The 15,683-nt window shown below is 31.8% G+C and carries 8 protein-coding genes; 5 read left to right on the top strand and 3 right to left on the bottom strand.

The genetic code is table 11. From position 1 onward, the window contains the following. Positions 1-4 precede the first annotated feature (4 nt). Both polA and AAGD45_RS07000 read right to left on the bottom strand, forming a co-directional pair. Complete coding sequence (polA, locus tag AAGD45_RS07005) at positions 5-2,650, bottom strand: DNA polymerase I (RefSeq protein ID WP_341761201.1); 2,646 nt, start codon at positions 2,648-2,650, stop codon at positions 5-7. Positions 2,651-2,744: 94 nt separating this feature from the next. Then, positions 2,745-4,022, bottom strand: a complete 1,278-nt coding sequence (locus AAGD45_RS07000) for an MFS transporter (protein ID WP_341761200.1) — start codon at positions 4,020-4,022, stop codon at positions 2,745-2,747. Between the two features lie 100 nt (positions 4,023-4,122). On the opposite strand from AAGD45_RS07000, the gene AAGD45_RS06995 reads away from it, so the two are divergent. Further along, a complete protein-coding gene (locus AAGD45_RS06995; RefSeq protein ID WP_341761199.1) occupies positions 4,123-4,539 on the top strand; it encodes a DedA family protein in 417 nt (138 codons plus the stop codon). A gap of 12 nt (positions 4,540-4,551) precedes the next feature. Next, positions 4,552-7,728 (top strand): PD-(D/E)XK nuclease family protein, encoded by a 3,177-nt coding sequence (locus AAGD45_RS06990; RefSeq protein ID WP_341761198.1) that lies wholly within the window; start codon positions 4,552-4,554, stop codon positions 7,726-7,728. A gap of 148 nt (positions 7,729-7,876) precedes the next feature. Here the strand turns inward: AAGD45_RS06990 and AAGD45_RS06985 are convergent, their stop codons facing one another. Further along, positions 7,877-8,044 carry a hypothetical protein gene (locus AAGD45_RS06985; protein ID WP_341761197.1) on the bottom strand — a complete coding sequence of 56 codons (168 nt, stop codon included), beginning with the start codon at positions 8,042-8,044 and terminating at the stop codon, positions 7,877-7,879. 32 nt (positions 8,045-8,076) lie between these two features. Between AAGD45_RS06985 and xseA the strand changes: the two genes are divergently transcribed. From xseA to AAGD45_RS06970, 3 genes are all read left to right on the top strand, one after another. Next, positions 8,077-9,426, top strand: a complete 1,350-nt coding sequence (xseA, locus tag AAGD45_RS06980; protein ID WP_341761196.1) for an exodeoxyribonuclease VII large subunit — start codon at positions 8,077-8,079, stop codon at positions 9,424-9,426. Positions 9,427-9,453: 27 nt separating this feature from the next. Next, positions 9,454-11,046 (top strand): transporter substrate-binding domain-containing protein, encoded by a 1,593-nt coding sequence (locus AAGD45_RS06975; protein ID WP_341761195.1) that lies wholly within the window; start codon positions 9,454-9,456, stop codon positions 11,044-11,046. 333 nt (positions 11,047-11,379) lie between these two features. Next, positions 11,380-15,291: a hypothetical protein gene (locus AAGD45_RS06970; RefSeq protein ID WP_341761194.1), complete on the top strand. Its 3,912-nt coding sequence runs from the start codon at positions 11,380-11,382 to the stop codon at positions 15,289-15,291. Positions 15,292-15,683: the final 392 nt, after the last annotated feature.

The raw sequence follows: 15,683 nt of genomic DNA, 5'->3' as shown, positions 1-15,683 counted from the left end.
GCAGTTAGTTGAGAATATGTGTATTTAGCCAATCATCTCCTACCTTGGTTTCAACAATAAGTGGAATAGCTAATTTGGGTGAGTTCTCCATAGTGGTTTTGATTAGCTGACTGGCTACTTCTATTTCATCAATAGGAGACTCAAAAAGTAACTCGTCATGGATTTGTAGAATTAGTTTGGTTCTTAATTTTAATTTCCGTATCTTACGGTCAAGATCAATCATTGCCACTTTTATGATGTCTGCACTAGTTCCTTGAATTGGAGCGTTGATTGCTGCCCTTTCGGCAAATTGCTGTAGGGAGTGTTTTTTATCATGGATTAAGGGAATAAAACATTTCCGTCCGAATAGGTTTAGGACATAACCATGTTCCTTGGCATAGTTTTTTATATATTCCATATATTTTTGAATTTCCGGGTATTCTTCAAAATATTTTTTTATGTATTCTGCTGCTTGTGAAGAGCTAATATTTAACTGTTTTGCTAGTCCAAAGCTACTGATACCATAAATAATACCAAAATTTATAGCTTTTGCTTTACGCCTATGTTCTAGTGTTAAATCTTTTTCGGTAATTTTAAATATATTACAAGCTGTTTTACTATGTATATCCTCACCATTAACAAAAGCTTGCTTTAAGGAGGGTATATCTGCCATGCTACTTAAGATTCGGAGTTCAATTTGTGAATAGTCAGCTGAAATTAATTTATGCCCATATTCTGCAATAAAAGCTGCTCTGATTCTGTTGCCTTCTTTCGAGCGAATTGGCACATTCTGTAAGTTCGGATCTTGAGAACTAAGCCTACCAGTGCTAGTTGAAGTTTGTAAAAATGTGGTATGTACCCTATTAGTTATTGGATTTACTTGCAGGGGTAAGCTATCCGTATAAGTATTTTTTAATTTAGTTAAATGACGCCATTTTAATAATAAATCGGCAATAGCAAAACCACTCTCGCTAATTTTTTCAAGTATTTCTGCACTAGTAGAATAAGACTTAGCTTTTGATGATAATTTACCAAAGGGTAGTTGCATTTTCTCAAACAAAATTTCTCCCAGTTGCTTTGGCGAGGCAATGTTAAACTTTGTACCAGTAATGGTAAAAATTTCCTGCTCTAATTTAGTAATTTCATTACCAAATTCACTTGATAGCTGTTTAAGATACTGTGAATCGATTTTAATCCCAGCTTTCTCCATTTTATCTATTATATAACATAAAGGTAAATCAGTTTCTTTGTATAGTGCTAAGGCATGATGATCCTTTAACTCTAACAATAGTTTTTGATAGTCAGTGCTAAAGCTAGTAATTATTTCTGCCATGGCTTCTAAATTATCCTTTTTCACCGAATCAAACGGGTTTCTTTGAGGTTTACCAGCAGATATCAGATATTGCATTAGTTCTAGATCTTCGCATGAGTATATTTCACTATCGACAAAGAATTTTAATAATGATTTTAGTTTATAAGTGATTTTCTTAATAGACTTATTTTTTAGCAATTTGAGAATATCAGGTATAAACCATTGATGCAGATAATTTTGGCGAAAATCATCAGACAGTAAATCAGACATATTGCTAGGGGTTCTAGCTATAAACTTAATGTTGTGGCACTTATCATCAATCGATAAAATTATAGAAGGATTTTGTCCTAGATGATCTGATAGATAAATACTGACGACCCCATGCTCTTCAGCTTTAATCATCACAGAATCAAGCTGTTGTTTAGAAGATATCTCCTGAACTATGACTTGCTTAATAGGCAAAGATTCATTGGTAATTTGTATTTGGAATAAATTTTCCACGCGTTTGTTTAGAGATTTAAAACCATATTCTGCTAGAAAGTCAGAGATTTGTCTACTATCAGGGGGGCTATATTGCAATAAACTAAAATCCAAGTCTATATTAACATTATAATCTAAACCAACTAGCTGCCAGGAAATTAATGCTAGATCCTTTGAGGAGCTAATGATTTCCCTTTGACGATCATTACTGATTTGATCGAGAGAGTTTAAAAGTTCTGCTAACGAACCAAACTGTTTTATAAGTGTTGCAGCAGTTTTAGGACCAATGCTTGGAACACCTGGTATATTATCTGACTTATCACCGATCAAAGCCATTACTTCCCGGAGCTTACTTGGTTCTACACCAAATTTCTCTATCACGTCATCTTCAGATATGTATTTTGCTTTTATTGGGTCATACATTTTAGTATGCGAATTAATTAATTGCATTAAATCTTTATCAGAAGAAATAATGATAGTATTTTCTTGTAATGCAGTTGCTTTATTGGCTAGAGTGGCAATTATATCGTCTGCCTCACAACCAGCTTTCTCAATTATTGGAAAATTTAGGCTACTTGCTGCTAGACGAATAAGTGGTAATTGATCATTCAAATCCTTTGGTGTAGGCGGTCTATTTGCTTTATATTGCTCATAAATTTGGTGACGAAAATTCTTACCACCAGAATCAAAAATAATGACAGCATGCTCTGGCTTAAAATCGTTCAATAGTTTTAACAACATGGAGGTAAAACCATACAATGCTCCAACAGCTAAGCCACTCGGAGAAGTTAATGGTGGTTGAACATGGTATGCTCTAAAGACAAATCCATAACCATCAATTATTAATAAAGTATTTTTGTTAATTGTTTCGTTGGTCATTTTGTTATTAGGACAAATGGTTATGTTTATGTAGTATACAACAATTATAATTTGCACTAAGCTTTATTAGTAATATTTTATAAAATATTACTATTTAAGCTGAAACAGTCTTTTCCACAAGCCTATTGATTGATATTTGAGTTTTTGACTTTTTGGACAAGCAGTAAAAGCCGGTGATTCCAATAAGGCAACAAATTGGAACTATAGAAATTGCTATAATAAAATCAAAGCGACTATAAATAGGTACAGCTGATTCACTTAGTAGACCATCCCAGTTGTAAGATATTAAATTACTCATAATTTTATGGAAAAAATGTCCGAATGACATATTAATGCAATTGACTATCGCAATAGCAAGTCCAGCAGATTTATCTGTAACAAGGTTACCTACAACAGTAAAAATTAGAACTTGATAACAACAAAAAATTCCTAATAAAAACATTAAAGAACTACTAGTAAAGAAATTTAATGAAGGACAATATAATAGAATAGTAAAAATTGCTACCGTTAGCAATCCAGTCATTATTATTATAAAATTAGATGATTTTGATAAATTAGCAATAAGTGCAAGTATTGGACCACCAAAACACATGCCTATATAAACGAATGAGGTAACCAAGTTACTTTCCATATCATTCATTTGATAAACTTGTTTGAAGAATGGAATAGCCCATACATCAGCAAAACCTTCTAATGCTCCTACCATTAGACCACCACAAACTCCAATAAATAAAATAGTAGGATTTAATAAGAGCTTCAATATTGAAGATTTGGAGTCGCTAGTATTAGAATTACTTCTTATATCATCGGTTTTTACTAATAAAATCATTAGTCCAATAATAAATCCAACTAGAGCTAGACTATTAAAAGTTACGTCATAACCAAAATGTGTAAATAATAGCTTCATTGGAGTAATGCCAAATACTGCTCCAAGTAAGCCAAAGGTAAAGGAGAATCCAAGCATTAAGGAATGGTATTTAGCCGGGAAAGAGCTTCTAGTAATCTTAGCTACTGATAAAAAACCTACAGCAGAACCAGCTCCAATCATAAATCTACCAATGAGTAAGTAATTAAAATCAGTGCTAGCAACAAAAGTTAGAGTACCAAGAGAGGTAACTAAGATAGATAAGAATGTGACAATCCTAAAATTAAATTTATCTAGCATTATGCCGATTGGTAATTGCATTCCTGCATAACCTAGATAATAATATCCAGCAAACGTACCAAATGCTATGGTATCAATGGCAAATTTTTGTATAATTTCTTCTCTAAGAATTCCAGTTGAGAGTCTTAATATAAATTGAAAAGCAAAAAACAGGGTGGCAAGAGACCATAGTAAAAGTGGTTTTTTTAAAGATAAAGCTTTGTTCACAGGAAAATTTAAATTATAATATATTGTATTTTATAGGTAGCAAATTATAGTATTGGGTATATTTTGTCAAACCTATTATTTTTATAAACCAGTTTGAATTATGGACCAGTTTGAGGCATATTCGTTATTATTTATTGATAGTTTAGTAGGTAATTTAGTTATAAGTTTAGATAGTGAATTAATCGTTCACTCTATGAGGATATTTGGTGTTTATAATAATTTAATAATAGTTACTGTTGCCACCATTGCTTCATTATTTGCTACTAGTATAAATTATTTCTTTGGTTTGATCTTATTGAAAATTTTTTATTATTCTAAAAATGAACAGGTTCATACTAACCACCAATCATTTTCCCAATTTTTTTTAAAATATAACATATTTATACTTTGGTTTATGATAATACCGTTATGGGGCAAATTTATTCCTTTAATTGCCGGTTTTACTAAAACAAAATTTTTAAGAGTTTTAGCTATTAGTGGTGCTGTCAAGTTATGTTATTATATTTGTATGATATAATTAGAGAATTTAATGAACCTTTATAGAGTCAACCCGTCTTCATCGTTTTTGGATATAGTAGCTGATTTTATTCTAGATAATTTTGGTAAAGAATCTATTAGCAATCTTAAAATTATATTACCGAGTGGCTTTGCTTGTTTAAATTTACAAAATATTTTGATTAAGAAGCAAAATATTGCGATTTTACCGAATATTATCCCTTTTTCCAATATTATGGCTGAAGGTGAGGAAATATTTGGTATTACATCAGAAAATCTAGAACCTATAACTCTAGAACCTATAACGTTCTTGCAAGAGAGAATTATATTAGCAGAAATCATCCATAATTACCCTAAGCTACAATTCAGTATAACACAATCTTTACAGTTTTGTTCAACAATAGCTGAGTTATTTTATCAGCTAGCTTGTAATAATTTATCGATAGATTCTGTAAATGAAATAGAAAAAATGAATCCATCAAAACATTGGAATGTTATTTATGAATTTCTTAAATATACCCATCATCAATGGAAAAAACAGATAGAATTGTTAGGATTGCTAGATCGTGTAAATTATCAAATAACTATGATGGAAGCAGAGATAGCAAGGTTGAAAAGAGCTGATACCAATTTAATAGTAGCGGGCATCATAGGTCACAATCTTATATCATGGAATTTCTTAAAGAATGTTGCTAATTCACCGTGTGGTTTTATAATTTTACCGCCTATTAGTAATAGGTCTCTATTAGAATATGATAAGCCTGAAGAAGATTATTTATATAGCCTAAAAAAATTACTGACAACTCTAAATAAAGATTTATCAGATTTTCAGCCTTTAGGTAATGAGCAACAACATCATTCTATTCTAGATCAGATAATTTTTGAGGATATAGTCAATTCAGGAGAATTAGATAGCAGGTACGATGGAGCGAAGCCTATAGATAATAGGCGAGTGATCGAAGACGACGTTACAAAATTCTCATCAATTGACTATAAAGATTTAAAAACTAGCGAGTCTATAGATTGCATAAAATATTTTGAGCTTGAGGATATTTTTCAAGAAGCAGAACAAATAAGCCTGATCTGCAAACAGTATAGTGATAAGAAGATAGCTATTATTGTTAATAATCAAACAACCAAGAGTTTTTACTGTAATTCTTTGACCAAATATTCCTTAGAATTTCAAGATTTACTGGGTGATCATTTAACAAAAACGCTAGTTAGTTCTCTAATAATTTCTGTTAGTGAAATATTATGTAATGATTTTGATATAAAAAAGTTATTCTTACTATTAAAGAATCCTTTTATTAATTGTAAATTAGTCCCAAAATTAGAGCTATTAATGAGCAGCAAAAACCGTTTTATACGGCAATCTAGTCAGATGCTGTCTTTAGTAGAAAAAACCAATGATGATGCATTAATAAAGTGGTGTAAAAAACTAATAGACTTACTTTATACAAATAGTAGTAGTTTTGGTGGCAGTAGTTTTGTTAAAATATTAAAATCCTCGATTAAGATTGCTGAAAAACTTTATCCAAATATTTGGTATGAACAGCCGGCTTCTAAACTATCAACTTTTTTATCTAGCTTAATAAAAAATAATTGTAATCTAACATTAAATAATAAAAAATGGTTTCCAGAGTTACTTAAATCTTTAATGTTTAGTTGTAAGTATTTTGCACATGATAATTATTCTAAAAATATAATTATTGGTAAAGCTGAAGATTTAATGTTACTTAAATTTGACCTAGTAATTTTAGCCGACTTTAATCAAGGGAGCTTAGCTTCGTCATCAGCTGTGAATCAGTGGATTAATGAGCAGACACTTAAAAAATTACATATTGCTACTGGATATACCATACATCAATATTATTTCTATTTATTTCTGCATAATGCTCAAGTGATAATTACTAGAGCAAAAAGACAAAATGGTAAATCAGGTTTATTACCATCAAATTTATTACTAAAATTGCAATTTATTTTACAGAAAAGTTTGATTTCAGAAAATTATTTAACATATTTATCAGAAAGTGACTTAGTGGATGTACCAAATAATGTTAATATGGTTATAGCTAATCCGACTAACATTAGTTCGTCATTGCGAGGAGCTACTTTAGTAGCGACAAAGCAATCCAAGGAAGTGAATAGAAATGAATTGCTTTGTTCAGGCTTCGATCCACAACTGTTGAAAATTAAAAAATCGTCTATTAGCGAGGAGACCGTAGATCGACGAAGCAATCCATATGACAAGCTTCATGGATTGCCACGCTCACGTACGTTCGCTCGCAATGACGATTTAAGCCTTACAACAGTGCTTAGCAATGACGGTTTTTTAACTTTCAACAATTATGGTTTTGCTCCTCCTTGCAATGACGTCAAAAATACTAATTGGGTTAGCCATAATCATAGTGGTTATGTATATAGTCCAATTTTTCCTGAGATAATCTCAGTTACTGATATAGAAATGTTGGTACGGAATCCTTATAGTTTCTATGCTAAGAAGATTTTGAATTTAAGAAGCAAGGATATGATAGGGCAGGAGCCTAAAATATCTGAATTTGGTAGTTTTGTTCATAAGGTCTTAGAACAATATTCTAAAAATTATGATAAGTTAGAAAATAACAAAGTTGGATTAATATTGGAAATTAGTAATAATATTTTACAGAATACTATTCTGCCGACCTATACACAAAAAATTTGGCAAATAAAATTTATTCCTATTGCTGAGTCTTTTATTGAGTTTGATGAAAAACGCAGAAGTGATTTTCAATATATTTACTCAGAATGCAGAGGAGCAATTTCGTTAAATATTGGAGGGCAAGAATTAACAATAATTGGAGTTGCTGATAGAATTGAGGTGGATGAGCTTGGGGCAGCTGTCATTATCGATTATAAGACTGGTAGTTTACCGAGTAAAAAAGATGTAGAAGCCGGATTATCTCCGCAGCTAATCATTGGAGGTTTAATGTTACAGGAAGGTGGTTTTGCTATAAAAGTTCATAGCGTTAAACAGGTTACTTATGTAAAAATTTCTAGCTCGAAACCAATAATCCAAACTTTGGAAATAGACTTAACGAAAGAAGACTTAGATCGTCATAAACAGGGGATGATGCGAGTACTAGAATATTATGTAACGAATAAAAACTTTCCATATGATATTGATTTACTAAAGTATGACGACTATGCACATTTGGCAAGGAGAGATTTATGAAGAAAATAGCCCGGCGTCATTGCGAGGAGACCGTAGGTCGACGAAGCAATTGACAAGAGCTTCATGGATTGCCACGCTCACGTACGTTCGCTCGCTAATAGACGGTTTAGGGCTTACAAAGCTCATCGTGATGACGATTTTTTAACTTTCAACAGTTGTGGACATCACCCTTAAAATATTGAGGACTATTATACCTACTTAAACTTGCACACTTGGTAATACTACTAACACCTGGTGATACTACTAAACTTGGTAATACTACTAATTGTCTATTTGTTCTTGAATTTATTAGTTTAAAATGCTTATATAAAATCATTTTCAAAATCCACTATCTAAAGCAGTGTCATTATGTTAGAAGAAGATAGTTTTATTACTAATCTAGTAGATCAGGAATTTTCAGTTACTGAAATTTCTAGTAAGATCAAGGAGTTGCTAGAGAATAATTTTGGTTATATTAGAGTAAAGGGGGAAATTTCTGGTCTTAAGATAGCAACTTCTGGTCATGGTTACTTTAATCTTAAAGAAAATACAGCTATTCTAGCCTGTACTTGTTGGCGTCCTGTACTTGCAAAAATTAAGTTTGTACCAATTGATGGTATGGAAGTGGTAGCTAGAGGTAAGCTTTCTGGGTATGCAGGAAATTCACGATATCAGCTATCGGTAGAAGTCCTCGAACCCGCAGGTCTTGGTGCTATTATGCAAATTCTCAAGGAGCGGCAAGAGAGATTAGAAAAAGAAGGTATATTCAATAAACAAAAAAAGCCACTACCTTTTCTGCCTAATAAGATTGGGGTGGTTACATCAATGACTGGGGCAGTAATTAAGGACATTATACACCGTATTAATGACCGCTGTCCATCTCATATACTAATATGGCCAGTTGCTGTTCAAGGCGAAAATGCTGCAAGTGAAATTGCTAGTGCTATTTCAGGATTTAATGAATTAGATAAAGATATAAAACCTGATGTTATAATTGTTGCAAGGGGAGGGGGGTCTATAGAAGATCTGTGGGCTTTCAATGAAGAGGTAGTAGTACGGAGCGTATTTAATTCAGCTATTCCTATTATTTCTGCAGTTGGACATGAAGTAGATAATACTTTAATCGATTTAGTAGCTGACAAGCGAGCCCCCACACCAACTGCTGCAGCTGAATTTGCTGTACCTGTGCTTTCTAATTTACATTATACAATCAGTTCGTATTATGATGCATTATGCAGTCGTATTAATCAGCTAGTTAAATATGAACAGCAAGCAGTTAACTCTAATACTGACATTTTTAGGAGTATAACTACTTATATAGACTATAATCAACAACTTCTTGATGAACTCAGTTTTAGATTAACAGATTCTTTGCCTAACTTACTCAGATTTAAAGTGGCAAAACTTGACTCACTTAATATAGAAATATTAAATCCTCTAAAAATAGTTAATTATCAGTCGTTAGAATTAGTGCATCAATCTAATTATATGCTAAAATCTATTAGCACTAAGTTAAAAAATTATGAGCATCAATTAAATTTAAATAATTTGCTACTTACAAGTCTAGATTATAAAACTGTACTAAAACGTGGCTTTGCGGTAATTAAATCAGAAAATGGAGAATTTATAACATCAAAAGTTGTTGCAAGCAAAAAACAAGAATTTAATATTAAGTTCTTTGACGGTGATATTAATGTATGCTGCAAAAACTTGGAATAGACCTTAATTTAGGAGAACTAATGCAAAATGCAAGTACTTAAAAGTATCATCCCGATTATTATTATTGTGCAAAACTTTTTTACCTTTGCTAATCCTGAGGATAGTAGTAATCAACTATCTAGTATTCAGGACAAATATTTTACTCAATGTACTGAAGAAATGTCTGATAAAGATAATCTGCTTGTTGATTGGTATCCACTAGAACCCTACCAATTTAGTCATATAGCTAAAAATGGTCACTATTGTGTTACTGGCTTAGATATTGAATTAATCAATAGTATTAGTAGCAAAATTAGCGTTGGCATACAATATGCTGATTCTGTGTGGGAGCGAGCAATATCAAATATAGAGCATGGTGACAGTGATATGGTGGCGGGAGCTACTTATACTGCTGAGAGAGCAGTCTTTGCCAATTTTTCTCTTCCATATCGATTTGAAGAAATTTCCTTATTTACTTTACGTTCAGCAAAAAAACAATTGAGTTTTAGTAATATAAATGAATTTTTAGCTCAGATACGTTTACTAAATTTCCGTCTTGGTATAATTAAAAAAGCTGTTTATGGTGATGCAAGAACGACTGATTACCTAAATCAGGTGAATAATAATGATATTATCATTAAATATGGAAGTAATCTAGAGTTATTTAATGGGCTGCTACGTAATGAAATTGATGGGTTTCTTGCTGACAGAATTTCAGGGGTAGCTCTTTCATTAAACGGTATTAAAAAAGATCAAATAGAAGAAATCCCTACTGGTATTAAAACCCCTGTACATTTAATGTTCAGTAAGAAAACTGTATCTCTTAACGTAGTCGCACGGTTTAACGATTCAATTAAATACTTTGTCAATAGCGATGAATATAAAAAAATCGTTAAAAGCTATATATATCATATTGTATTGCCAAAATCTATTGATTCAGAATGGTGTTATATTATTGGAGTTATAGGGAGTATAGCATTCGCGATTTCTGCTATCACTATATCCTCTAAAACAAATGCTACGTTGTTTGGTACTTTTGTATTAGCAATGTTACCATCTATATTAGGATGTATTTTACTCGATATTATAATAGTACACCATGGTGATAATATAAATCTTGTTTTGACTCCATATTATACTTTCCGTGTTTTTATAACGGTACTTGTTGGCTTCTTTACCGTTAAACTCCTAGCTTATTATAATAAGCAGTTATATGAGGATAGTTTTATCCAAAAAATATGGAGTAATACTCTTGTTATTTGTGATTCTTTAGGGCAAGCATCCTTTATGATAATTGGTGTTGTAACTGTAATTGTACAAAGAATTGAACCGTTAGAGTTTTGGGGGCCATGTTTTGCGTGTTTGACTTCTAGTGCTGGTATAATACTGCGGAATTTAATTTGTAAGCATGACAAGAATATGGAGTATATACCTAGAGAAGTTAATTTTGAAATATTCATATTATGGGGTGGGATATTTAGTATATTATTAGATTCTTATGCTTATAATCCTAATTATAGTATAATAAAATACTCTATTATTACGGTAATTGCAGGTGCTTTTGTCAGTAGGTTTTTAGTTCACTACTATAATATTCCAAACTTAACTTTTCGTTCGGATAATGGGAGTATTGCGAATTGATTCTTTTAGCTAACCTCAACTATTGATGTAAGACATCGGTTTAATAGCCTAGGGTGTTATCCCATAACTGTTGAAAGTTAAAAAACTGTCTATTAGCGAGGAGACCGTAGGTCGACGAAGCAATTGTCTATATGACAAGCTTCATGGATTGCCACGCTCACGTACGTTCGCTCGCAATGACGGTTTAAGCCTTACAACAGCGTTTCGCTAATAGACGATTTTTTAACTTTCAACAGTTATGCCATGAAGACGACGACGCAATTCTTGATTTTCATCGAGTATACGGCTAAAACCTTCTTAGGTTAACTATAATATAATAAAGGAGAATTAGATATGAGTAAAACAAATGATAAGGTGTCAATTTTGACTAAAGTCGTCAAGCAAGCTTTTAAATCGTCTAATCATACTTTGAAAAATCTACAAGAAAATATTTATAAAAAAGAAAAAGCAATATTAGATATAAATAACCTTCAAGATAAAGAAAAAATTGCCAAACAATCAGCAAAAATAGAGGAATATAAAAAATTAGTTGAGCAAAGGCAAGCGGATTTATTAGCAGAAATTACTAACTATAAAGAGTTAATTGCATTAGCAAGGCAAGAACCTCAGCAAAAACCTCAAGAAAAAAAGACAAAAGAACAACTGAAGTCATGGGAAGCAAAACTTAATGCATGCAACAAAGAGATAGAGGATTATAACAAGTTAGTTAACTCACATGACAAACAGCAAGCAGGAAAGGAGATAAAACAACAGCAAAAGCAACAAGAACAACAGGAAAAGCAAGAAAAAAAGGAGATAAAGCAACAGCAAAAGCGAGAACTTTCCTATCAAGAAGAAAAAGAAAAATTTTTTAAAATATGTAGCGATATTTTAAAAGATCAAACTCGTTTAGAGAAAATATTATCTCCTTTAGCAGAGGCAAGAACAAAAGAAAAAGGTATTGGTAAAGGTCAGGCATTTAAAGCTGCCATAGAGGGTATACAATTTGCAGTAAGTCATGCTAAAACAACTGTTGGTGTTATAACTTCAGGAGGGTTTTATGCTAAAGAAATAGAGAAATTACAGAAAATATTAAATGGTGAAGAAAAATATGATCCATCTAACGCTCCTTTCTTTATAAAATTATTGCAAGATCCTGATACAAAAACATTTCTTGCTCAAAATGTTGAAATAATTAATGGATTAGTGGAAAATCTTGCTCCAATTCTTACCAAGATTGCATTAAAAGAGTTGGGGAAAATAGATGAGATACAAAAAGATTTTAACTCTAAAAAAGATGATATACAGAAATTACCGGAACTAGACAAAGAATTACAAGAGCTAAAATCGTCTACAACAAGAAAAGAATCTAAAATTAAAGAATTAGAAGAACAAATTGATTCTTTAAAGTCTCTACAAGCCAAGTATGATAGGGCTATTTTATTACAAGAATTAAAGAAAGCTGGTTTTGATGAAAAATATATAAACAGTCAATTGTTACCTATTGTTAAAAATACTGTTGTTGAGATACTTAAAAATCCTGAAAATATTATAGAAATTGTGCAGCTAACTGCTGATAGAGCTTTATCTGACGACCCTCAAGTAAAAAAAGATTTACTTGGTACAATATTAGATAAAATAGATCTTAGTGTACTTATAAAAAATGATATACTATCTAAATTCTTAATTAATGATGGAGAAAATATAGCCAAAGCATTGCAAATAATCATTGGATCAAATACAGAACTGCAGGGAACGCTTAGTAGCTTGGGAATGGAAAAAGAATTATTACCAAAAGTAGTACCTGTACTTTCAGAACTTATTGGTAACGTTTTAGCAAACCATGAAGGGGTTAGTAATATATATGAAGCTTTAAAGCCAGTTATATTGGATGATACTGATGATAAAATACGAGAGGCTAAAACTATTTCGGAAGTAAGTCATCTAGATAAACAAGCTGGAGCTAAAAAACTTGCTATTGTTAAACAGTTACCTAATATTTTGTTACAAGATGCAACCTTAACAACACTAAAAGAGAGATTGCCGGATGTTTTAGCAAAAAATAAAACAGAGATTGCCAATATTGCTGTTCAAGTTTTGCCAAAATTGCTTGAAACACTAAAGAATAATGCTGAATCTTTAGCTCAAAGCAATACTGAAAATTTAAAAAAGGAGGATATTTATAAAGTAGTAGTATCACCTATTGTTCCAATGCTAGCTAATGTGAACCCTGAATTTTATGGGAAGGTAATTCCTATAGCTATTGATGTGCTACAAAATACCATGAAAGCACTAAGTCTAGAGCAAATAAAGGAACTCTATCAAGATATACAAACAATAACTCAGGAAACTGGTGATATTGAGTTAAAAGATCAAGCTACAGAAAGAGTAATTAAACAATTTATAGGATTACTTGAAAATGCAGATGTCCAGCAAAATATAAAGGAAGATTTGCCAAATTTACTTAGAGCAAATACAGAAACTATCAAGGCTATAGTTAATAATATTAGCAATAATAATCCCCAAATTGCAAGATATGGTGTACCACAAGAATTGATAGATGCTACAGTACCATTAATTGTTGATATAGTGTCAGATGGTCTTAGTACAGTGTCAGAGCTAGTTAGAATTAATAGTAATTTAGCTAAGTACCAAAATGAAGCTAGTAATGAAGCTAAGCCAGGAATTTTGTCTAATATAATTGATGATGTAGGTAGGATTGCTCAAAATATTACTCCTCTATTAACTAAGAGCATCCCTGCTTATTTACAACAAAATCAAGGTACTATTTTAGCAGTTACAAAGAATGTAACTGAGCAAAAAGAGGTTAAAGCTAGCCTAGATACCGCTGGAGTTAAACCTGATCTAGTGTTAAAGATGGCTGAGTTAGCTATTGATATTGTCCCACAAATATTACCAATAGCAACTGATTTGGTTAATGCTACTTTAAAAGATAAAGAGGGGGTAACAACTATTATTACTAAAATTCAAGACCTAGTAAATAGTCCTGAACAAGAGAAAATTGCTCAAGCTGTTACAGTAGCAGATTCTATTTTAGATTTTATAAATAAACCAAAAAATGCAGATGTGAGGAAAATAATTGATAAAGATATTCCAAAGTTTCTTGGCGAGAATGCTGAACGATTTGGTGCTGTAGTTGATGAATTTCTCAATACAACAGTTGTAGGTAGAAATTTAAAAGTAAAAGGTCAGGAAATTATTGAATTAGCCAGCAAAAAGATACCAGATTTAACAAAGATAGCCGAACAATTTAAGACTGGTAATTATAACATGGTTATGTTCGGGATATTCAAATTGTTATCTGACAAGAAATTAATAGGGATAGTATCAGAAACATTAGTTGAAGGGGCTAGATTCCTAATACAAAGAAGTTTTACCTCACTGAGAACACGTAGACAAAAATGGAGTGAATCTTTAGGCAAAGTTCGTTTTAGTTTTTCTGATAAAGATTCTCAGCAGAGTGTACAGCAAAGTTCTCAGCAAATAGATGAAGGGAAAGTTGATTTAAGTGAGTTACTGCAACAACAAGCTGATGCCACCAATATTGGTACAATCTCAAAAACTGTAGAATATTCTCTAATAAGTAAAGATTTCAGAGGTTTGGTTTTTGACAAAGAAAATCCGATACCTACTGAAAATGTTATAATTAATGGGTTTAATTTTGATAAGGCGATATTTAAAGAACGTTCTTTTCAAAATAGTGAAATTAGCAATTGCTCTTTTAAAGGAGCTATTTTTAAAGATAAAATTAGTTTTGAAGGGGCAACTATTGATGCAAAATCTTTAAAAACTCTTCTGCCTGCAATTAATAAATATAATAAAAATCATGCAAATAATAAAATAACTTTAGATAATGTTAAAATTGTTGGCGATATAAGTGGGCTAACATTTAAAGATATTTCTATGAAAGGCACGGATTTGACTGAGGCACAATTTACTTCAGAAGACTCTAAGTCTAAGAGCAAGGCAATTAGTAAAGCTACGTTTGATCAGGTTAGTTTTGACGAGAAAACGAAATTACCTGAACATAAAAAAGATGTTCAAAGTGAGGCTAGAAAAATAGGTAAAGAAGCAACCAGTTATGTGGCAAAGAGTACTAAAAGCAAGAATGGTAAAATGGCCATTAATGATATAAAGAATAGTGTATCTAAACATGTTGTGCCAAATGGGACATCTAACAGCGATATAAAACATTTGCCATCTCCCAAGTCTAAACAAACAACAATTACTGGAAGCGTAATATAATCTCAAGTATCGATGTAAGACATCGGTTTAATAGCCTAGGGTGTCATTCCACAACTGTTGAAAGTTAAAAATCGTCTCGCGATGAGCTTTGTAAGCCCTAAATCGTCATTGCGAGGAGACCGTAGGTCGACGAAGCAATTGTAAGTTAAAAGTATGATATAATAGATATTGAAGTCAATGTAAATAATGATTTATACTGACTTATAAGGGGGTATTACAGCGATAGTCATTAATAATATAAATGACTATCGCTGTGCAGGCGTGAGCGACCGTGAAGCAATTGGTTTTAAGACCGAATGGATATTGGTACTCTAGCCCAAATCCCCGAGACGTTTGAATAGTTGATTGGGATGCCTTTGCACGCCCGCTTACAATCGTAAACAACATTAAAA

This window comes from Candidatus Tisiphia endosymbiont of Thecophora atra, from assembly GCF_964026395.1.
Lineage (GTDB): Bacteria > Pseudomonadota > Alphaproteobacteria > Rickettsiales > Rickettsiaceae > Tisiphia.
Note: the sequence above shows the minus strand (reverse complement) of the source record. Positions and strands in the feature narration are given on the sequence as shown.

Bases quoted from the DNA above. Each gene is read 5' to 3' on its own strand.
- AAGD45_RS06995 (WP_341761199.1), top strand. From the start codon at position 4,123: ATGGACCAGTTTGAGGCATATTCGTTATTATTTATTGATAGTTTAGTA.
- AAGD45_RS06975 (WP_341761195.1), top strand. From the start codon at position 9,454: ATGCAAGTACTTAAAAGTATCATCCCGATTATTATTATTGTGCAAAAC.
- polA (WP_341761201.1), bottom strand. From the start codon at position 2,650: ATGACCAACGAAACAATTAACAAAAATACTTTATTAATAATTGATGGT.
- xseA (WP_341761196.1), top strand. From the start codon at position 8,077: ATGTTAGAAGAAGATAGTTTTATTACTAATCTAGTAGATCAGGAATTT.
- AAGD45_RS06990 (WP_341761198.1), top strand. From the start codon at position 4,552: ATGAACCTTTATAGAGTCAACCCGTCTTCATCGTTTTTGGATATAGTA.
- AAGD45_RS06970 (WP_341761194.1), top strand. From the start codon at position 11,380: ATGAGTAAAACAAATGATAAGGTGTCAATTTTGACTAAAGTCGTCAAG.
- AAGD45_RS06985 (WP_341761197.1), bottom strand. From the start codon at position 8,044: ATGATTTTATATAAGCATTTTAAACTAATAAATTCAAGAACAAATAGA.